16 protein-coding genes are annotated in these 20,997 nt (G+C 68.9%); 9 read left to right on the top strand and 7 right to left on the bottom strand.

The features are described from left to right. Positions 1 to 37: 37 nt before the first annotated feature. The 9 genes from AMK19_RS12280 (at position 38) to AMK19_RS12240 (ending at position 10,007) form a co-directional block, all read left to right on the top strand. On the top strand, positions 38 to 964 hold the full coding sequence (locus AMK19_RS12280; RefSeq protein WP_073811022.1) for an ABC transporter permease: 927 nt from the start codon (positions 38 to 40) through the stop codon (positions 962 to 964). Next, a complete protein-coding gene (locus AMK19_RS12275) occupies positions 957 to 1,889 on the top strand; it encodes an ABC transporter permease (protein ID WP_073811021.1) in 933 nt (310 codons plus the stop codon). Before AMK19_RS12280 ends, AMK19_RS12275 begins: the two co-directional genes overlap by 8 nt. Before the next feature lie 17 nt (positions 1,890 to 1,906). Beyond that, positions 1,907 to 2,959: an ABC transporter ATP-binding protein gene (locus AMK19_RS12270; RefSeq protein ID WP_073811020.1), complete on the top strand. Its 1,053-nt coding sequence runs from the start codon at positions 1,907 to 1,909 to the stop codon at positions 2,957 to 2,959. Continuing rightward, complete coding sequence (locus tag AMK19_RS12265; RefSeq protein WP_073811018.1) at positions 2,952 to 3,968, top strand: ABC transporter ATP-binding protein; 1,017 nt, start codon at positions 2,952 to 2,954, stop codon at positions 3,966 to 3,968. Before AMK19_RS12270 ends, AMK19_RS12265 begins: the two co-directional genes overlap by 8 nt. Positions 3,969 to 4,225: 257 nt before the next feature. Continuing rightward, positions 4,226 to 5,848 carry a peptide ABC transporter substrate-binding protein gene (locus AMK19_RS12260; protein WP_073811017.1) on the top strand — a complete coding sequence of 541 codons (1,623 nt, stop codon included), beginning with the start codon at positions 4,226 to 4,228 and terminating at the stop codon, positions 5,846 to 5,848. An 84-nt stretch (positions 5,849 to 5,932) separates the two neighbouring features. Then, on the top strand, positions 5,933 to 6,859 hold the full coding sequence (locus AMK19_RS12255) for an ABC transporter permease (protein ID WP_073811015.1): 927 nt from the start codon (positions 5,933 to 5,935) through the stop codon (positions 6,857 to 6,859). Further along, positions 6,852 to 7,865 carry an ABC transporter permease gene (locus AMK19_RS12250; RefSeq protein ID WP_073811013.1) on the top strand — a complete coding sequence of 338 codons (1,014 nt, stop codon included), beginning with the start codon at positions 6,852 to 6,854 and terminating at the stop codon, positions 7,863 to 7,865. Before AMK19_RS12255 ends, AMK19_RS12250 begins: the two co-directional genes overlap by 8 nt. A gap of 17 nt (positions 7,866 to 7,882) precedes the next feature. Continuing rightward, a complete protein-coding gene (locus AMK19_RS12245; RefSeq protein ID WP_073811012.1) occupies positions 7,883 to 8,935 on the top strand; it encodes an ABC transporter ATP-binding protein in 1,053 nt (350 codons plus the stop codon). Then, a complete protein-coding gene (locus tag AMK19_RS12240) occupies positions 8,925 to 10,007 on the top strand; it encodes an ABC transporter ATP-binding protein (RefSeq protein ID WP_073811010.1) in 1,083 nt (360 codons plus the stop codon). Before AMK19_RS12245 ends, AMK19_RS12240 begins: the two co-directional genes overlap by 11 nt. A gap of 51 nt (positions 10,008 to 10,058) precedes the next feature. Here AMK19_RS12240 and AMK19_RS12235 read toward each other — a convergent pair whose 3' ends face one another. From AMK19_RS12235 to AMK19_RS12205, 7 genes are all read right to left on the bottom strand, one after another. Then, a complete protein-coding gene (locus tag AMK19_RS12235) occupies positions 10,059 to 11,129 on the bottom strand; it encodes an ABC transporter ATP-binding protein (RefSeq protein WP_073811009.1) in 1,071 nt (356 codons plus the stop codon). Between the two features lie 10 nt (positions 11,130 to 11,139). Continuing rightward, on the bottom strand, positions 11,140 to 12,213 hold the full coding sequence (locus AMK19_RS12230; RefSeq protein ID WP_073811007.1) for an ABC transporter ATP-binding protein: 1,074 nt from the start codon (positions 12,211 to 12,213) through the stop codon (positions 11,140 to 11,142). A gap of 64 nt (positions 12,214 to 12,277) precedes the next feature. Beyond that, positions 12,278 to 13,255: an ABC transporter permease gene (locus AMK19_RS12225; RefSeq protein ID WP_073811005.1), complete on the bottom strand. Its 978-nt coding sequence runs from the start codon at positions 13,253 to 13,255 to the stop codon at positions 12,278 to 12,280. Between the two features lie 81 nt (positions 13,256 to 13,336). Further along, on the bottom strand, positions 13,337 to 15,100 hold the full coding sequence (locus tag AMK19_RS12220) for an ABC transporter substrate-binding protein (RefSeq protein WP_158071898.1): 1,764 nt from the start codon (positions 15,098 to 15,100) through the stop codon (positions 13,337 to 13,339). 89 nt (positions 15,101 to 15,189) lie between these two features. Beyond that, entirely contained in the window at positions 15,190 to 16,227 is a 1,038-nt protein-coding gene (locus tag AMK19_RS12215) for an ABC transporter permease (protein ID WP_073811003.1), read from the bottom strand. Positions 16,228 to 16,722: 495 nt separating this feature from the next. Next, a complete protein-coding gene (locus AMK19_RS12210) occupies positions 16,723 to 18,459 on the bottom strand; it encodes an ABC transporter family substrate-binding protein (RefSeq protein ID WP_158071897.1) in 1,737 nt (578 codons plus the stop codon). A gap of 246 nt (positions 18,460 to 18,705) precedes the next feature. Further along, positions 18,706 to 20,964: a peptidoglycan binding domain-containing protein gene (locus AMK19_RS12205; protein WP_073811000.1), complete on the bottom strand. Its 2,259-nt coding sequence runs from the start codon at positions 20,962 to 20,964 to the stop codon at positions 18,706 to 18,708. Positions 20,965 to 20,997: the final 33 nt, after the last annotated feature.

Below are 20,997 nucleotides of genomic sequence, written 5' to 3'. Positions count from 1 at the left end.
GGATGACGGTCCGTCAGAGCAGTAAATTGGAGGCACGATGGGGCGCTTTGTCGCAAGGCGACTGCTCCAGATGATCCCGGTGTTCCTGGGCACCGTGACCATCATTTTCTTCATGACCCGCATGCTGCCCGGAGACCCGGCCGCGGCGATGTGGGGCGACAAGGCCGCCGACCCGGCCCAGCTCGCGGCGTTCAAGCACCGGATGGGACTCGACGTCTCGACCGGGCAGCAGTACCTCGACTACATGGGGAACCTGCTCACCGGGAACTTCGGCGAGACCATGGCCGGCCGCAAGGTCATCGACGTGATCGGTGAGGCCCTGCCGGTCACCATCAGGCTCGCCCTGCTGGCCTTCGTCTTCGAAGTGGTTGTCGGCGTGACGATCGGCCTGTTCTCCGGCCTTCGCCGCGGCAAGGCCTTCGACAAGACCGCGCTGGTCTTCACCCTGCTGCTGATCTCCATCCCGGTGCCGGTGCTCGGCTTCATCTTCCAGAACGTCTTCGCGATCCAGCTCAAGTGGATCACCCCGACCGTTCAGGACTCGATGAACCTCGGCCAGCTGATGCTGCCCGCCATCGTGCTCGGCTCGATCTCCCTCGCCTACGTCGCCCGACTGACCCGCACCTCCATCGCGGAGAACATCAAGTCGGACTACATGCGCACCGCGATCGCCAAGGGCCTGCCCCGCCGCAAGGTCATCGGGACCCACCTGCTGCGCAACTCGATGATCCCGGTGGTGACCTTCCTGGGCACCGACCTCGGCGCCCTGATGGGCGGCGCGATCGTCACCGAGGGCATCTTCAACGTCAAGGGCGTCGGCAACGCGCTGTACCACGCCATCAACCTCAACGAGGGCGCGACCGTCTCCGGTTTCGTCGTCGTGCTGGTGCTGGTGTACCTGGCCGCCAGCCTGATCGTCGACCTGCTCTACGCGGTCCTGGACCCGAGGATCCGGTATGCCTGACCTGATCGAGAAGAACGTCCCGGCGCAGGGTGCCGCCGGCTCCGCCGAGCCGAAGCCGGAGAAGCCCCGCAGCCTCGGCCTGGACGCCTGGCACGACCTGCGCAAGCGTCCGGTCTTCATCATCTCGGCGGCGCTGATCGTGCTGCTGGTCGCGTTCGCGATCGCCCCCAGCCTGTTCACCTCGGTGGACCCGCGGGCCGGCGACCTCCAGCACCACTACCTGACCAAGCCGAACTACCTGCACTTCTTCCAGGCCGACTGGTTCGGCTACGACGGCCAGGGCCGCTCGATCTACGCGCGGATGATCTACGGCGCCCGCGCCTCCGTGGTGGTCGGCATCTGCGTCACCGCGGGTGTCACCGTCCTCGGCGGCCTGGCCGGCATGGCCGCCGGCTACTACGGCGGCTGGGTCGACACGGTGATCTCCCGGGTCACCGACATGTTCTTCGGCATCCCGCTGCTGCTCGGCGCGCTGGTCGTGCTGAACGCCTTCACCACCCGCACCGTCTGGTCGGTGGTCTTCGCCCTGGTCGCCCTCGGCTGGACCCAGATGACCCGCGTGATGCGCGGCTCGGTGATCACCGTCAAGCAGTCCGACTTCGTGACCGCGGCCCGGGCGCTCGGCGCCGGCACCGGCCGGATCATGTTCAAGCACATCCTGCCGAACGCGATCGCCCCGGTGATCGTGGTCGCCACCATCGCGCTCGGCGGCTACATCGCCACCGAGGCCACGCTGAGCTTCCTCGGCATCGGCCTCCAGGACCCGACCATCTCCTGGGGCATCGACATCAACTCGGCCCAGAAGGTCATCCGCACCGCGCCGTTCGCCCTGTTCTTCCCGGCGGGCATGCTCAGCGTCACCGTGCTGGCGTTCATCATGCTCGGCGACGCGGTCCGCGACGCCCTCGACCCGAAGCTGCGCTGAGAGAGGCGGCCCGCACCATGACCACCGCACCCGAGAAGACCACCGCCGGTCAGGACCGCCTGGTCCCCGGCACCCCGCTGCTCGAAGTCCGCGACCTGCACGTCGAGTTCAAGACCCGTGACGGCGTCGCCAAGGCCGTCAACGGCGTCAACTACTCGGTCGCGGCCGGCGAGACCCTCGCCGTCCTCGGCGAGTCCGGCTCCGGCAAGTCCGTCACCGCGCAGACCATCATGGGCATCCTCGACATGCCGCCCGGCCGGGTCACCGCCGGCGAGATCCTGTTCCGCGGCCAGGACATGCTGAAGATGTCCAACGAGGAGCGCCGGAAGATCCGCGGCCGCAAGATCGCGATGATCTTCCAGGACGCGCTGTCCTCGCTCAACCCGGTGCTCTCCGTCGGCTACCAGCTCGGCGAGATGTTCCGCGTGCACGAGGGCGCCTCCCGCAAGGAGGCCAAGGCCAAGGCCATCGAGCTGATGGACCGGGTCCGTATCCCCGCCGCCGCGCAGCGCGTCAACGACTACCCGCACCAGTTCTCCGGCGGCATGCGGCAGCGCATCATGATCGCGATGGCGCTGGCCCTGGAGCCGGACCTGATCATCGCGGACGAGCCGACCACGGCGCTGGACGTGACCGTCCAGGCGCAGGTGATGGACCTGCTGGCGGAGCTCCAGGCCGAGTACCACATGGGTCTGATCCTGATCACCCACGACCTCGGCGTGGTCGCCGACGTCGCGGACAAGATCGCCGTCATGTACGCCGGCCGGATCGTCGAGACCGCGCCCGTGCACGACCTCTACGCCCGCCCCGCCCACCCCTACACCAAGGGCCTGCTCCGGTCGATTCCGCGACTGGACCAGAAGGGCGAGGAGCTCTACGCGATCAAGGGCCTGCCGCCCAACCTCTACAAGGTCCCGGCCGGCTGCGCGTTCAACCCGCGCTGCGACGTCGCCACGGACCTGTGCCGCACCGAGATCCCCGCCCTGCACCAGGTCACCGACCGGGACGGGGCCGAGCTCGCCGGCCGCAAGAGCGCCTGCCACCTCTGGAAGGAGACCCTCCATGGCTGAGCCCATCCTGGAGGTCCGCGACCTGGTCAAGCACTACCCGCTCACCCAGGGCGTCCTCTTCAAGAAGCAGGTCGGCGCGGTCAAGGCCGTCGACGGCGTCTCCTTCACCCTCGCCAAGGGCGAGACCCTCGGCATCGTCGGCGAGTCCGGCTGCGGCAAGTCGACGCTGGCCAAGGTCCTGATGAACCTGGAGCGGGCGACCGCCGGGCAGGTCCTCTACAAGGGCGAGGACATCTCGCGACTGTCCGGCGCCGCGCTCAAGGCCGTGCGCCGGAACATCCAGATGGTGTTCCAGGACCCGTACACCTCGCTGAACCCGCGGATGACGGTCGGCGACATCATCGGGGAGCCGTTCGAGATCCACCCCGAGGTGGCCCCGAAGGGCGACCGGCGCAAGGCCGTTCAGGACCTGCTGGACGTGGTGGGCCTGAACCCGGAGTACATCAACCGGTACCCGCACCAGTTCTCCGGCGGCCAGCGGCAGCGGATCGGCATCGCGCGGGGTCTCGCGCTGAAGCCGGAGATCATCATCTGCGACGAGCCGGTCTCAGCGCTGGACGTCTCCGTGCAGGCGCAGGTGATCAACCTGCTGGAGCAGCTCCAGGGCGAGTTCGAGCTGTCGTACATGTTCATCGCGCACGACCTGTCGATCGTCCGGCACATCTCCGACCGGGTCGGCGTGATGTACCTGGGACGGATGGTGGAGATCGGCACGGACGCCGAGATCTACGAGCACGCCACCCACCCGTACACGCAGGCGCTCCTGTCGGCGGTGCCGGTGCCCGACCCGACCGGCCGCGAGGGCCGCGAGCGGATCATCCTCTCCGGCGACATCCCCTCGCCGGCCAACCCGCCGTCCGGTTGCCGCTTCCGCACCCGCTGCTGGAAGGCGGAGGAGCGCTGCGCGACCGAGGTGCCGTTGCTGGCTGCGCCGACGCTGCTCACGGGTGACGCGCGGCACGATTCGGCCTGTCACTTCGCCGCAGAGCGAGAGGTCGCTGCCGCGTAGCGCGCGAACGGCCAGGGGCGCGGGGAACTGCGCGAAGCGGAAGGCATCCAACCGCTGGGTCGCGACGAGGGCAATTACTTGCACTTGATCGCGACCTGGCTGATGGGTTCTCGGTTGCTCGCGCAGTTCCCCGCGCCCCTGTCTTCGTGCCCGCACAGTTTTCGCACCCGTCCGGCTGCACTCTGGTCGCGTCGGCGCTTCGCGGCACTTCTCATGGGGTGAGATGCGTCTCATACACCCCTTGAGGAGGAGGCTCCATGCCTGCATGCACTCGTGTGCGCTGGGCCGTTGTCAGTGCGACGTCCGTGGCCCTGATGGCCACGGGTTGCGGAGGCGGTGGTGGCTCCGGCAGCGGTCCGTCGGATGCGAGCAAGACGTTCACGTACCAGAGCAGCGAGCCGCAGAACCCGTTGCAGCCGGCCAACGCCAACGAGACCGGCGGCGGGCGCATCGTGCAGAACCTGTTCAAGGGGCTGGCGGACTACGACCCGTCGAACGGGAAGCTCCGGATGCAGGCCGCGGACAAGATCGACAGCAGTGACGCGCAGACCTACAACGTGACGCTGAAGTCGGGGTGGACGTTCCACGACGGGACGGCGGTGACGGCGAAGAGCTTCGTGGACGCGTGGAACTGGGCGGCGAACACCAAGAACAACCAGATCAACAGCTCGTGGTTCGCGGACATCCAGGGCTACTCGGACGTCCACCCGTCGAGCGGGAACCCGACCACGGACACCATGTCGGGGCTGACCGTCCAGGACGACACGCACTTCACGATCAAGCTGAACAACAAGGTCTCGTACTTCCCGTACAAGCTGGGGTACGTGGCCTTCTCGCCGCTTCCGGAGGGGTTCTACAAGGACCCGGCGGGCTACGGGCAGAAGCCGGTGGGCAACGGGCCGTACCAGTTCGTGAGTTGGGACCACAACTCGCAGGTGGTCACCAAGACGTTCGCCAACTACCAGGGTGTGGACAAGCCGAAGAACGGCGGCGTGGTGTTCAAGATGTACACCACCGCCGAGGCGGCCTACGCGGACCTGCAGTCGAACAACCTGGACGTGATGGACCAGGTGCCGCCGTCGGCGCTGGCGAACTACAAGAACGACCTGGGGGACCGGGCGATCGACGCGCCGCAGGGCGCGATCCAGAACGTCGGGTTCACGCTGTACCAGCCGGACTGGCAGGGGGCGGACAAGGCCAAGGTCCGGCAGGGGCTGTCGATGGCGATCGACCGGAACACCATCACCAAGACGGTGCTGCAAGGTTCGCGGGCGCCCGCGAGCGCGTGGGTCGCCGAGGGTGTGGAGGGCTACAAGGCCGGCACCTGCGGAGACTTCTGCACCTACAACGTGGACAAGGCGAAGCAGCTGATCCAGGAGGGCGGCGGCGTCCCCGGGAACTCCTTGAAGATCACCTACAACGCGGACGGCGGCCACAAGGAGTGGGTGGACGCGGTCTGCAACTCGATCCGGCAGGCGACCGGGGTGAACTGCGCGGGTGACCCGAAGACCGACTTCAAGACCGCCCGGGCGGCGATCACCGGGCACCAGATCAACGGCATGTTCCGCACCGGCTGGGTGCAGGACTACCCGCTGAACGCGAACTTCCTGGCGGACGTGTACCGCACCGGCGCGGCGTCCAACGACACCGGCTACTCCAGCCCGGAGTTCGACAAGCTCGCCTCCGAGGCCGACCAGGCCGCCTCGATCCAGGACACCGCGACCGGCTACCAGAAGGCCGAGGAACAGCTGGCGAACGACATGCCGGCCATCCCGCTCTGGTACTACCGGACGAACTCCGGCTACTCCACCAAGGTGCAGAACGTGGCGTTCGATTCCTTCGGCAACCCGGCCTGGACCCAGGTCGAGGTCAAGAGCTGACCCGGTCCGACCAGGGCCCCGCCCTCCGCACCCGGGGGGCGGGGCCCCGCTACCAGGTCAGTCACCTCTCGGAGGGAGGCCTCCATGGGCCATTACATCCTGCGGCGCGTGCTCCAGATGATCCCGGTGTTCTTCGGGGCCACACTGCTGATCTTCCTGATGGTGTACAGCCTGCCGGGCGACCCGATCGCCGCGATGTTCGGCGACAAGGCGGCCGACCCGGCGACCGTGGCCAACCTGAAGCACCAGTACTACCTCGATCAGCCGCTGTGGAAGCAGTACCTGCACTACATGAACAACATCCTCCACCTGGACTTCGGCACCAGCTTCACCGGCCGCCCGGTCTCCGAGATCATGAAGGACGCCTTCCCGGTCACCATCCGGCTCGCGCTGGTCGCGTTCTTCTTCGAGATCGTGATCGGCCTGCCGCTGGGCCTGATCGCCGGCCTGAAGCGCGGCAGCATCGCGGACACCCTGGTGCTGCTGATCACCCTGATCGTGATCTCGATCCCGGTGTTCGTGCTCGGCTACATCGCGCAGACGGTGTTCGCGATCAACCTGGGCTGGGTGACGGCGACGGTCCAGGACTCCCGGGACATCACCCAGTTGATCCTGCCCGGCCTGGTGCTGGCGTCGCTGTCGCTGGCGTACGTGGCCCGGCTGACCAGGACCTCGATCGGCGAGAACCTGCGGGCCGACTACATGCGCACCGCGGTCGCCAAGGGCCTGCCGCGGCGGACCGTCATCGGGCGGCACCTGCTGCGCAACTCGCTGATCCCGGTGGTGACCTTCCTGGGCACCGACCTGGGCGCGCTGATGGGCGGCGCGATCGTCACCGAGGGCATCTTCAACATCGCCGGCGTCGGCAACGTGCTCTACCGGGCGATCAACCAGAAGGAAGGCCCGACGGTGGTCGGCATCGTCACCGTGCTGGTGATCGTGTACCTGGTCGCCAGCCTGGTCGTCGACCTGCTGTACGCCGTCCTGGACCCGAGGATCCGCTATGCCTGACCGGAACGAGTCCATCCCCGACGACCACGACCCGCTGCGGAACATCGCGCCCACCGACAGCGACCACCTGGACTACGTCGGCCAGCAGGGCCTGGCCGTGGAGCAGGAGACGCTGATCGAACCGGACCCGGGCAAGCGGGAGCAGGCACGCAGCCTGTGGGGCGATGCCTGGCGCGACCTGCGGCGGCGGCCGATCTTCATCATCTCGGCGGTGCTGATCGTGCTGCTGATCCTGATCGCGATCTTCCCGAGCCTGTTCACCAGCACCGACCCGCGGGCGTCCGACCTGACCAACAACTACCTGCGGCGGCCGGACTGGAGCGACTTCTTCGGGGCCGGCTGGTTCGGCTACGACGGGCAGGGCCGGTCGATCTACGCCCGGGTGATCTACGGGGCGCGGGCCTCGATCACCGTCGGCATCTGCGTCACCCTGGCGGTGACCCTGCTGGGCGGGCTGGCCGGGATGTCCGCCGGGTACTTCGGCGGGTGGATGGACGCGGTGATCTCCCGGATCACCGACATCTTCTTCGGCATCCCGCTGCTGCTCGGCGCGCTGGTGCTGCTGAACGCGTTCGCCACCCGCAACGTGTGGTCGGTGGTGATCGCGCTGGCCTTCCTCGGCTGGACCCAGCTGGCCCGCGTGATGCGCGGCTCGGTGATCACCGTCAAGCAGTCGGACTACGTGGTGGCCGGGCGGGCGCTGGGCGCCGGTACCGGGCGGCTGATGTTCCGGCACATCCTGCCGAACGCGATCGCGCCGGTGATCGTGGTCGCCACCATCGCGCTCGGCGGCTACATCACGGCGGAGGCCACGCTGAGCTTCCTCGGCATCGGCCTCCAGGACCCGACCATCTCCTGGGGCGTGGACATCTCCTCCGCGCAGAAGGTGATCCGGCAGGCGCCCTTCGTCCTGTTCTTCCCGGCCGCGGCGCTCTCCATCACCGTGCTGGCCTTCATCATGATGGGCGACGCGGTGCGCGACGCCCTCGATCCGAAGCTGCGCTGAGCGAGGGGAACAGGCAGATGAGCACCGTCGCCGACCAGACCCGACCGGCCCGCGAGGAGCCCTGGACCGGGCCGCTGCTGGACGTCCGGAACCTGCACGTGGAGTTCCGGACCAGGGACGGCGTGGTCCGGGCCGTCAACGGCGTCAACTACTCGGTCGCGGCCGGTGAGACGCTCGCCGTCCTCGGCGAGTCCGGCTCCGGCAAGTCCGTCACCGCGCAGGCCATCATGGGCATCCTCGACATGCCGCCCGCCGCCATCCCCGAGGGGGAGATCCTCTATCGCGGCCGGGACATGCTGAAGATGTCCAAGGAGGAGCGGCGGAAGATCCGCGGCCAGAAGATCGCGATGATCTTCCAGGACGCGCTGTCCTCGCTGAACCCGGTGCTGCCGGTCGGCTTCCAGCTCGGCGAGATGTACCGGGCGCACCGCGGCAGCAACCGCAAGGAGGCCAAGGCCAAGGCGATCGAGCTGATGGACCGGGTCCGCATCCCCGCCGCCCGGGAGCGGGTGGGCGACTATCCGCACCAGTTCTCCGGCGGCATGCGGCAGCGCATCATGATCGCGATGGCGCTGGCCCTGGAGCCGGACCTGATCATCGCGGACGAGCCCACGACTGCTTTGGACGTGACGGTCCAGGCACAGGTGATGGACCTGCTGGCGGAGCTCCAGGCCGAGTACCACATGGGTCTGATCCTGATCACCCACGACCTCGGCGTGGTCGCCGACGTCGCGGACAAGATTGCCGTCATGTACGCCGGCCGGATCGTCGAGACCGCGCCCGTGCACGACCTCTACGCGCGGCCCGCCCACCCCTACACCCGCGGCCTGCTGGACTCCATTCCGCGCCTCGACCAGAAGGGCCAGGAGCTCTACGCGATCAAGGGTCTGCCGCCCAACCTGCTGCGCATCCCGCCCGGCTGCGCGTTCAACCCGCGCTGCCCGCGGGCGCAGGAGATCTGCCGGCACGAGGTGCCGCCGCTGGCGCAGGTGACCGAGGACGACGGGACGCCGGTGGCCGGGCGGGGCAGTGCGTGCTTCTTCTGGAAGGAGACCCTCCATGACGGTTAACGGCGCCACGCCGCTCGGGGCGACCACCCCCGAGGAGGTCGCGTTCGCCCAGGAGGTGCGGCGCGGCGAACCCATCCTCGAGGTGCGCGACCTGCGCAAGCACTTCCCGCTGACCAGGGGCGTCCTGTTCAAGAAGCAGGTCGGCGCGGTCAAGGCCGTCGACGGCGTCTCCTTCGACCTGATGCAGGGTGAGACCCTCGGCATCGTCGGCGAGTCCGGCTGCGGCAAGTCGACGCTGGCCAAGGTCCTGATGAACCTGGAGCCCGCCTCGGCCGGGTCGGTGAAGTACAAGGGCGAGGAGATCTCGCGGCTGTCGGGCTCCGCGCTGAAGGCCGTGCGGCGCAACATCCAGATGGTGTTCCAGGACCCGTACACCTCGCTGAACCCGCGGATGACGGTCGGCGACATCATCGGGGAGCCGTTCGAGATCCACCCCGAGGTGGCCCCGAAGGGCGACCGGCGCAAGGCCGTTCAGGACCTGCTCGACGTGGTGGGCCTGAACCCGGAGTACATCAACCGGTACCCGCACCAGTTCTCCGGCGGCCAGCGGCAGCGGATCGGCATCGCGCGCGGCCTGGCGTTGAAGCCGGAGATCATCATCTGCGACGAGCCGGTCTCCGCGCTGGACGTGTCCGTGCAGGCGCAGGTGATCAACCTGCTGGAGCAGCTCCAGGCGGAGTTCGAGCTCTCCTACATGTTCATCGCGCACGACCTGTCGATCGTCCGGCACATCTCCGACCGGGTCGGCGTGATGTACCTGGGACGGATGGTCGAGATCGGCAGCGACCTGGAGATCTACGACCACGCCACCCACCCGTACACGCAGGCGCTGCTGTCCGCCGTCCCGGTGCCCGACCCGACCGCGCGGGAGTCGCGGGACCGGATCGTGCTGGTCGGCGACGTGCCCTCGCCGGCCAAGCCGCCGTCCGGGTGCCGCTTCCGCACCCGATGCTGGAAGGCGCAGGAGAAGTGCGAGCGGGAGGACCCGGCGCTGACCGCCCGGGAGTGGCTGGAGGGACGGGCCCGGCACGACTCGGCCTGCCACTTCGCCGCCGAACGGGAGAACATCTGACGGAACGCGAAGAGGGCCCCCACCGGTCGGTGGGGGCCCTCTTCACAGCGATCAGACCTCGGCGCGCTGGTCCGGAACGACGGCGGCGTTGCCGTCCTCCGGGAAGTGGCAGGCGGTCAGGTGGCCCGCGGAGTTGCCGGACAGCTGGATCAGCGGCGGCTCCTCCGTCGCGCACTTCTCCTGCGCCTTCCAGCAACGGGTGCGGAAGCGGCAGCCCGACGGCGGGTTGAGCGGCGACGGGACGTCACCGACCAGCCGGATCCGCTCGCGGTCGTCGTCCGGGTCGGCCTCCGGCACCGCGGACAGCAGCGCGTGGGTGTACGGGTGACGGGGCGACTCGTACAGCGACCTGCGGTCGGCGATCTCGACGATCTTGCCGAGGTACATCACCGCGACGCGCTGCGAGAAGTGCCGGACGACCGACAGGTCGTGGGCGATGAACAGGAAGGCGATGCCCAGCTCGCGCTGCAGATCCTGGAGCAGGTTGACGACCTGCGCCTGGATGGAGACGTCCAGGGCCGAGACCGGCTCGTCCGCGACGATCAGCTTCGGGCTCAGCGACAGCGCGCGGGCGACGCCGATGCGCTGGCGCTGGCCGCCGGAGAACTCGTGCGGGAAGCGGTTGTAGTGCTCCGGGTTGAGACCGACGGTCTCCAGCAGCTCCTGGACCCGGCGCTGGATGCCGCCCTTCGGGTTGATCCCGTTGATCTCCATCGGCGCGCCGATGATCGAGCCGACGGTGTGCCGCGGGTTCAGCGAGGAGTACGGGTCCTGGAAGATCATCTGGATCTCGGACCGGATCGGCGCGAGCTCCTTGCGGCCGGCGTGCGTGATGTCCTGGCCGTTGTAGCGGATCTCGCCGCCGGTCGGCTCCAGCAGACGCGTCACCAGACGGCCGAGGGTCGACTTGCCGCAGCCGGACTCGCCGACCAGACCGACCGACTCGGAGGGGAAGACCTCCAGGTCCACGCCGTCCACCGCGTGCACGGCGCCGACCTGGCGCTTGAACAGGAAGCCGTCCATCACCGGGAAGTGCTTCTGCACGCCCTTGATGGTCAGCAGCGGGTCACCGGAACCGGCGGCCGCGCCGGACGGCTTGGGGAGGGTCAGTTCGTTGCTCATGGTGTCCCTCTCAGCCGAGCCGCGGCTTGATCTGGTCGATGAAGATGTCCTGCCGCTGGGCCACGCTCAGGTGGCAGGCGGCAGCGTGCCCGGTGGCCGGCGAGAGCGGCGGACGCTCCGAGGTGCAGCCGCCGCCGATGACCTGCTCGCGGAAGTCGCAGCGCGGGTTGAACGGGCAGCCGGTCGGCAGGTTGATCAGGCTCGGCGGGGTGCCACGGACCGGCCGCAGCGGCACGTCCACGTCGCCGCTCAGGCTCGGCATCGAGGACAGCAGGCCCCAGGTGTACGGGTGCTGAGGGGCCTTCAGCACCTCGCGGACGGTGCCGCGTTCGACGGCCCGGCCCGCGTACATCACCATGATCTTCTGCGCGGTGCGCGCCACGACGCCCAGGTCGTGGGTGATCAGGATGATCGCGGTGCCCATCTCCTGCTGGAGGTCCTTCAGCAGGTCGAGGATCTGGGCCTGGACGGTGACGTCCAGCGCGGTGGTCGGCTCGTCGGCGATGACCAGCTTGGGGTCGCAGACCAGCGACATGGCGATCATGGCGCGCTGGCGCATACCGCCGGAGAACTGGTGCGGGTAGTCGTCGACCCGGGTGGTGGGCTGCGGGATGCCGACCTTGGTCAGCATCTCGATGGCCCGGTCCCGGGCCTCCTTCTTGGAGGCGCCGGTGTGCTTCTGGAAGGTCTCGCCGATCTGCTTGCCGATGGTGTGGTACGGCGACAGCGCGGTCAGCGGGTCCTGGAAGATCATCGACATGGTCTTGCCGCGGAGCTTCTCCAGCTCGCGGTTGGGCGCACCGACCAGTTCCTGCCCGTCCAGCTTGATGGAGCCGGTGATCTGGGTCCGGTCCGGGTTGTGCAGGCCCAGGACGGCCAGGTTGGTCACCGACTTGCCGGAGCCGGACTCACCGACGATGCCGAGGGTGCTGCCCGGCTCCACGTCGAAGGAGAGGTTGTCCACGGCCCGGACCACGCCGTCCTCGGTGCTGAAACGGACCGAGAGGTCGCGGACTGAGAGGAACGGCTTGTCGCCGCCGCTGCCGGCGGGCGAGGCCCCCTCGGGCTTGGCCTGGGTGGTCATGGACTGGGCTCCTCGGTGCGGTACGTGAGGTCGGGACTGCTGGGTCGGCCTGGGGTGCGGCCGGTCAGGCCAGGCGGATGCGCGGGTCGATCAGGGCGTAGACCGCGTCGACGATGATGTTGAAGAAGACGATCAGGGTGGCCGCGACCACGGTGACGCCGACCAGCAGCGACAGGTCGGAGTCGTAGAAGGACTGGATCGCCAGCTGGCCCAGGCCGTGCAGGCCGAAGGTGGTCTCGGTGATGATGGCGCCACCGAGCAGCACACCCAGGTCGATGCCGAAGACGGTGACGATGGTGCCCATCGCGCCGCGCCAGGCGTAGCGCATGAAGACCGAGGTGCCGGACATGCCCTTGGCCCGCGCCGTCCGCACGTAGTCCTCGGACAGCTGCTCGACCATCGAGGACCGGGTCATACGGGTGTAGTTGGCGGTCCAGATCAGCGAGAGCACGATCCACGGCACCAGCAGGCCACTGGCCCAGCCGAGCGGGTCCTCGGTGAACGGGACGTACTTCGGCAGTTCCAGCAGGTTGGTGCTGTAGCAGAGCGCCCACAGGGCGAGCGGGCCGGCCACGTAGATCTGCAGCGAGGAGGCCAGCAGCGAGGCGGCGCTGGCGATCTTGTCGGCGGCCTTGCCCTGCTTGTGGGCGGCCAGCATGCCGGTGCCGATGCCGAAGATCAGGAAGATGACGGCGGAGCCGACGGTCAGCGACAGGGTGGTCGGGAAGCGGTCCGCGAGCAGGCCGCCGACCAGCTCCTTCTTGTCGAAGGAGTAGCCGAAGCACGGGGCGGAGCACTGCACGTTGTTGAAGGTGCCGCCGGTGAAGATGGTGCTCAGCCAGTTCCAGTACTGAGCCAGCGTCGACTGGTCGAAGCCCATCTCGTGCCTGATCATGGCGAGCGTCTCGGGCGTGCAGGTCTTGCCGCAGTAGAGCCGCGCCGGGTCCGCCGGGATCGCAAAGAACAGCGCGTAGGTGACCATGGAGACGATCACCAGAATGACGAGAGCGCCGAGTGATCGGCGGACGAGGAATCGGAGCATCGGACGGGCTCTCCTGATCGGGGAGGGGCACCGGCAGGTCGTGCCGGTGCCCCACCGTGAGCTACTGCTCGGTGATGACTACTACTTGACGTAGATGTTGAGCGGGGACTGCAGGCCGGCCAGGCTGTCGTACTTGACGCCGCCGAGGCCGGAGCCGTACAGGCTCAGCGAGCGCTGGTACACGTCCGGGATCGCGTACGCCTTGTCCTGGAGCTTCTTGTCGATGGCGGCGAAGGCCTTGCCCGCCGCGACCGGGTCGGCGATCTTGGCGGCGGCGTCGATCGCGGCGTTGATCTCCGGGTCGTCCACGTGGCCGTAGTTGGAGGCGCCGTCAGCCATGGCGCGACCGTCCCAGACCGGCTGCAGCGCGGTGTAACCGGTCGGCCAGTCGGCACCCCAGCCACCCCAGTACAGGTCGTACTCGTTGTTGAGCAGACCGATGACGTCGTAGTACGTCTTCGGGTCGATCGGCTTCGGGACGAAGTTGAAGCCGGCCTTGGTCATCGCGTCGCGGATGGCCTCGGTGACCTTCTGCTGCAGCGGGGTGTTGTTGAACGCGTACGTGATGGTGGTGTTCAGCGCGTTCGCGTCGGTCAGGATCTTCTTGGCGGCCTCCGGGTCGCCCTCCGGCTTCTTGTTGATGCCGTAGGCGTCGTACGACTCCCAGCCCATGACGCTCGGGCTCATGTAGGAGGTCGCGTAGTCACCGTAGGAGGAGCCACCCTGCAGCTGACGGGTCTGCTGGTGCGGGAAGGCGCGGACCATGGCCTCGCGGATCTTCTGGTCCTTGATCCGGGTGTTGTTGATGTAGTAGTAGTCCACGTACGGGGTCAGGCCCTGGAGGGTACGCGGCTTCAGCTTCTCGTCGTTCTTCACCTGGTCGATGTACGCCGGGAAGACGGTGTTGTGGAACGAGAAGGCGGTCTTGTCGTCGCCGTTGTCCGCCATGAAGCGCTCGGTGGACTGCTGCGCCTGGACACCGAACGTCATGTGCCACTTGTCCGGGTAGGCGTTCCGGATCGGGTCGGTGGACGCGTCCCAGTTGGGGTTGCGCTCCAGGTCCAGCGAGCGGTCGGTGACGTGCTCGGTGATCTGGTACGGGCCCGAGGAGTACGGCTTCTTGTCGTACTCCTCCTTGGTGTCGTGGGCCTGCGGCACGACGCCGTAGCCGGCCATCGCCAGGGTGAAGTTGGCGTCCGGGTGGACGTCCGCGAAGGTGATGACCACGGTCTTGGCGTCCGGGGTCTGCACCGCGTCCAGGTGCTGGCCCTCGTACGGGCCCTGGTACGCGTCGCGGTACTTGTCGCCCGAGATCCAGCTCTGGATGTAGGTCGGGCCGGACTTGATGAACTTCGCGTAGGTGCGCTCGATCGAGTACTTGACGTCGGCCGAGGTCAGCGCGGAGCCGTCCTGCCACTTCACGCCGTCCTTCAGCGTGAACTTCCAGGTCTTGCCACCGTCGGTGGTGGAGCCGGTGTCGGTGGCGAGGTCACCGACCAGCTTCTGCGAACCGTCGGCCATGGTCTTGTAGCCCGTCAGCTGACGGGTGAAGAGCAGCGAGACCTCGGCGTTGGTGTTGATGTAGATCTGGCCCGGGTCCAGGTGCGAGAAGTCGTCGCGGTCGATCATGTTGACCGTGCCGCCCTTCTTCGCGTTGGGCTCGGCGATGGCCGGACCCTTCGAGTCGTCGGCGGAGCCGATCGTGATCGCGGTGGTCTTGACCGGCTCCTTGGAAGCGCCGGGGGTGCCGCTTCCGTTGGAGTGGCCGCTGGAGCACGCCGTGGTGACGGTCAGGGCCCCGGCCACCAGAACGGCGGCCGCGAGCCGCATCTTGCGAGAGCTCATCTTCATCCTGCCTGGGGTTAGGTGAGTGGAAATCTTCGTGGGTGTGCCCGGGGCCTGGCTTTCCCATCCCCCCGGAGTCTTGGGGTCTGCTAGCGGCTGGTCTTCGGGTCGAAGGCGTCCCGGACGGAGTCGCCCAGCAGGTTGAAGGCCAGAACGAACACCACCATGGCGAGACCGGGGAACAGCAGGAAGGTGACGTCGGTCCGGAGGTAGCTCGCGGCGTCGGCGATCATGCGGCCCCAGTCCGGGGTCGGCTCGGAGACGCCCACACCCAGGTAGGACAGACCCGCCTCGGCGGTGACGAAGGCCGGCAGCGCGAGGGTGGACTGCACCAGGATCGGCGTCCACAGGTTGGGCAGGATCTCCTTGAAGATGATCCGCATCGGCGAAGCGCCGGTGACCTTGGCGGCCTCGATGAACTCGCGCTCACGCAGCGAGAGGGAGACACCGCGCAGGATGCGGGCCAGACCCATCCAGCCGAGCAGCGACAGCACGATGGTGACGGCCACGAACGGCAGCCACTCCGGGATCTTCTCGTTGGGGGCGACCAGCAGGCTGGTGACCACCGGCATGGTGGCGATCAGGAAGATCTGCGACGGGAACGACATCAGGACGTCGATGACCCGGCCGATGAAGTAGTCGATCTTCCCGCCGAGGTAGCCGGCCGCGATGCCGAGCGCGACACCGATCACGGTGGTCAGCACCGAGGTGGCGACGGCGATGATCAGCGAGGTGCGGATGCCGTAGACCAGCTGCGTCAGGATGTCGCGGCCGAGGCCCGGCTCCAGGCCGAACCAGAAGTCGCCGCTCATGCCGCCGTTGGGGGCCACCGGAAGACCGGAGTCGGTCAGCAGCGTCGGGTCGTTCTGGCCGTAGTGGGTCTGCGGGTCCTTGCCGTAGATCATCGAGATGACCGGCGCGAGGACCGCCACGAGGACGAAGAACAGCACGACACCGGCGCTCACCACGCCCGTGCGGTCGCGGAGGAAGCGGCGCCACATCAGCTTCCCGGGAGAGAGGCCGCGGAAGCCGGAATCGGTGGGCGCGTCGGCGGGGGCGTTGTCCGCGAGGTCCGACGTGGACCCGGGGGTGTCCCCGCCCGTCGTGGCCCCAGTAGGCGTCGTCATGGTGCTAAAGCTCCCGACCGTGGTCCGTGCAGAAGCAAGGAGTAAGAACTTGGATGAATGGACTCTTGCAAGTCGTTTATCGAACGTCAAGAGTTCCTCAGTTGTCGGCGGCCCATTTCCAACTTCGTGCTGGAATGTCAACCACTTCGTAGTTCCTGAACTCTTGACAGCCTCCGGTCGAGACGGTCAAAACCGGACAAACGTGATCAAGGCTCGTTCACGTGTCCGTAACGATGAACTGTCAGGTCCGCTATCAGGACGGCTACTTCGGCGAGGCGACCGCACGACGCGCGTAGACCGCGTGTCCGTTTTGAGGCTCTTCAGGGGAAATGAGGTCGGCAATTGAGTGTCCGATTATCGGACACCTCCGTTTTCGGGCATGCCGGAGCGAATTCATGGGTAGGGGGCACCCAATTCGGGCGGCGGGCACGCCGCCGGCCGTCTGGCAATTTCCCGCCATTGGCGGGACTTCGCCGTGCGGGCGTTGCTGAAGCGTTACTTCAGTAGGCCGATGTTCTCGTAGACGAGGTCGCCGAGCCCGGGTGCGCCGAGGTTGGCGATGTTCTTGCGGACGCCGTAAATGGCAGGCCGCTGGTACAGCGGAACCAGTCCCGCCACCTCCCACGCCTCGGCGTCGGCCCGGTTGAGCGCCGTCGTCTCGTCGTCGGCGGTGTCGGCCTTGGCGGCGTCCGCCATCGCCCGGTCGAGCACCTTGCTGCCGACCTGCGACCAGTTGGTGCCGGAGTCCTGCTGGAAGGTGCTGATCGAGTTGGAGACCGGGAAGGGGGTGCCCATCAACGCGAACGCGGTCAGGTCGAAGTCGTGCTTGTTCACGAAGCTGTCGAAGAAGTCGCCGGCCGGCACGGTCTGCACCGTGACCTTCACCCCGACCTGTCCCAGCATCCGGGTGACCAGCGCGCTCTCGTTGGCGGCCAGGTTGTTGTCGGCCGGCGCGACGAACCGCAGCGCCAGCTCCTTGCCGTCCTTGGTGCGGACGCCCGAGGGCCCGAGCTTCCAGCCCAGCGAGTCGAGGGACGCCTTCGCGGCGTCGGGGTCGAAGCGGCTCAGGCCGTTCGAGTTGTCCTGGTAGCCGTGCTGGGACGGCACCAGGAAGTGGTTGTTCATCGGGACGTACGGCCAGTCCAGGCCGGTCAGGTCGGTCCGGGTGATCTCGGCCCGGTCGATCGCCATGATCAGCGCCTGACGGACCTTCGGGTCGCCGAGCAGCGGGCTGCGGCCGTTCAGCACCAGGTGCCGCAGGTTCGGCCCGCCGGCCCGGCGGGCCTCGCCGTCCGCAGTGGAGTTGATGGTCCGGTAGCCCTCGACGTTGGGCCCGTTGTTGTAGTAGTCGACCTCGCCGGCGGCGAACGCCTGCGGCATCTTCCCGGTGTCCAGCGCCTTGAAGACGATCCGGTCCAGCAGCGGCCGGTCGCCCCACCAGTCCGGGTCGGCGACCACCGTGACGGTGCGGGCCGCCGGGTCCATCCGCTCCACCTTGAACGGGCCGGCGGTGACCGGGAAGCGGCCCTTGAAGGAGGTGTTGAACAGCTCCGGGGTGGCGATGTACTTCGCCGGCAGCAGCGGAGCGTTGCCGGCGTTGTTGAACATCGCCTGCCACTCCGCGTACGGCTCCCGGAAGGTCATCACGGCCTGGTGGTCGTCCTGGCCGCGGACCACGCTCTCCACCTGGTCGAAGCCGTTGGTGGAGGCGGTCCGGTACGCCGGGTCCTGGCCGCTCAGCGCCTGCCACTCCGCCTGCAGGTCGCGCCAGGTGATCGGGGTGCCGTCGGACCAGTGGGCCTTCGGGTTGAGCGTCCACACCACGGTCTGCTTGCCTTGGCGGAGCTCGCTCTTCACGTCGGTCAGGTAGGCCGGGTTCGGGGACTGCGTGCCACCCGCGTCGGAGCGCCAGAAGGTCGGCAGCAGCGCCTTGATCACGTCGATGGTGGAGGCCTCGGAACCGTCCGCCTGGAGCGGGTTCCACTGGCCGGAGTACTGGTCGATCGCCCAGTTCAGGGTGCCGCCCTGGCGCAGTGCCGTGCGCGGCTTCGCGTTCAGCGCCTGCTGGGTCATCCGGGGTGCCTCGCCGCCGGTCGCCGCCGCCGGGCTCCCGTCCGAACCACCGCCCGAACCGCCGGAGCCGGCGCAGGAGCACAGCGCGAAGGACAGCGCTGCCACCGACGCGGTCAGGGCGAGGAGGTGGCGGCTACGTGGAACGGTGGGTCTCGGCACGCGGCACATCTTGCGTACCGGTACATCAGCTTGTCGACCAGCGGCCGATCAAGTCTTGATAACGCGTCGCGGCACCCGGTGCCGCGGACCGGTTTGTCCCGTTCTGTGACGCCATTGGCGAGGACTCGCCAGCAGACCGAAGGCCGGGGCTCCGCGTGCGGAGCCCCGGCCGGGTACGGGTGCTGACGATAAATCAGGCGATCGGGCCGGTGGGCCCGATGAGCCGGGGCAGGCCGGTCGGGCCGGTCAGGCCGGGAACTTGTACGCCCGGTCCTTGCCCGTCTTGGCGATACTCTGGCCGATCGCGTCCGCCACGTCCTGCGCGGTGATCGCCGTCGGCTGGCCGTTCTTGGTGGTCTTCACCTTGTCGAAGGTGGTGCCGACGGACGTGGCCAGAACGTCCAGGTCCCACTTCAGGGTGACCGTGCCGGACGCGTCCGGGGCCAGCACCAGGGCCTTCGCCGCGGTCTTGCCGCCGAAGGTGAACTGCACCGGCTTGGCGCCGGGGCCCGCGCTGATGATGACGTTGCCGTTCAGCACCTGCTTGCCGAGGGTGCTCGCGGCCGCCTTCAGGGCGTCCTCGCCGACCTTCGGCTGGGCGTCCGTCAGCGGCAGCGTCACCTCGGCGTCCGGCTTGCCGGCCGCGCGGTCCCGGTAGGCCTGCTCGACCTTGTCGGCGGCCGAGGAGGAGTCCAGCCCCTGCCCGGCCTTGCCCGGCACCACCTCGGTGCTGGTCTCGGTGAAGCGGACGTAGCCCTCCTGCAGGCCCTGCCCGGACTTCGCGGCCAGGTCGTCCAGCGCCGCCTTCAGCTTCGCCTTGTCCACCCGCACCTGCGGCTCGACGGCCTTGCCGCCGCCGGTCAGCGAGGAGAGCACCTCGACCGGGTTGTAGCTGTGCTTGGTCAGGCCGTCCACGGTCGCCGTGGTGTCGAAGCTCAGACCGGCGCTGGCCGGGTCCAGAGTCACCGACTGCTCGCCGATCTTCAGCCGCAGCGGCTGCAGCCCGGCCTTGCCGACCGAACCGTCCAGCGCCGTCACCGCCTGGTCGCGGGAGTCGCCGCCGATGTCCGTGCCGAGCACCGTGGTGCCCTTCGGGATGTCGGACTGGTTCATCATCAGGCCCGCGCCGTACGCCGCCGCGCCCAGGAAGATCACGCCGCCGACGCCCGTCACCATCAGCTTCTTGAGGCGGCCGCCGCCGCGCTTGGCGGCCTTCGGCGCGGGCTCGTCGTCGTCCTCCTCCACCGGCGGCGGCGGGTCGTTCGGGACCGCGCGCTTGGGCGTCGCCGCCCGCGGGCCGCCGGGGAACGGCTGGGCCTCGGGCAGGTCGGCGAAACGGCCGCCGCCGTTGCCGTTGCCGGCCGCCGGGCGGGGGCGGTCGGCAGCATCCTGGCCCGGGGTCTGACGCTGCGGCGGCTGCGCGGCGTTCAGGAACAGCTGGGTGGTCGGCGGGTCAGCGGCTATCGCACCGCCCGCGGGCGGCTCCTCGCCGGTGATCGGGTCGAAGCCGCCGATCTGGGTGTCCTCCGGCTCCGCGCCCGGGGCGCCGGCGGCCGGCTGGGCCGCGAACGGGCCCTGGCCGCCCGGGAACGGGGCGCCCTGGCCGGCCGGCGCGCCGCCGCGCTGCGGACGGGCCGCGCCCGGGGCCTGGGGCGTGAACGGGTCCTGGGCGCCGTTGAACGGTGCGCCCTGCGGGTGCTGGTGCGGCGCGGCGCCCTGCGGCTGCGCGGCGAACGGGTCCTGAGCGGCCATCGGCTGCTGCTGTCCGGCCTGCTGCGGCTGCTGCGGCTGCTGCTCGGCCGCCGCGAACGGGTCCTGACCCGCCATTGCCTGCTGCTGCCCGGGCAGCGGCATCTGCTGGGTCTGCTGCGACAGCTGCTCGGCGACGAACGGGTCGGCCGGGGCGAACGGCGAGGCGGGCGCCCCGGACGGGCGCGGCGCGGCAGCCTGCGGGCGCTCGGCCGGGCCGCCCGCCGGGCCGCCCGCCATCGGGGCCGCGGGGGCGGTCCGCTCGGCCGGCGCGGGTGCCGCGCCGGGCTCCTGACGGCTCTTCTGCCGGGGCTTGAACCACTCGCCGGTGGACTCCGACTCGGAGGCCTTCGGCGCGGCCGGCTCCTGCCACTCCGGCGGCAGGTTCGGCGGGGTGGCCGCGGCGCGGCCCTGGCCGGCGTCCATCACGCCGAGCACCGGGTCGCCGGCCCCACCGCGGTGGCGCGGACCGGCCGGCTCGGCGGCCTTCTCGTCCTTGACCTTGCTCTGCACCACGACCGGCGGGATCGGCCGGGACCCGGGGATGTTGATCCGCACCCGGGTGGTCAGCGTGGTCTCCGTCTTCGGCACCTCGGCCTCGTCGGCGCGCGGGCCGGGAGCGGTCCGTGCGGCGGCGGCCGGGTCCGGAAGCCCACCGGGCAGGCCGGTGCCGTACGGCGGGGTGCCCGACGGATACGCGTCGGGTGCGCCGCGGCGGGGCTGCGGGTGGGCGTTGTCAGATTCGCGGCTGCTCAATGCTGCTCTGCTCCGGGTTCGCGGCCGGGCCGG

Origin of the sequence: Kitasatospora sp. CB01950, assembly GCF_001905465.1 — a bacterium.
Lineage (GTDB): Bacteria > Actinomycetota > Actinomycetes > Streptomycetales > Streptomycetaceae > Kitasatospora.
This window is presented reverse-complemented; position numbering and strand designations above follow the sequence as displayed.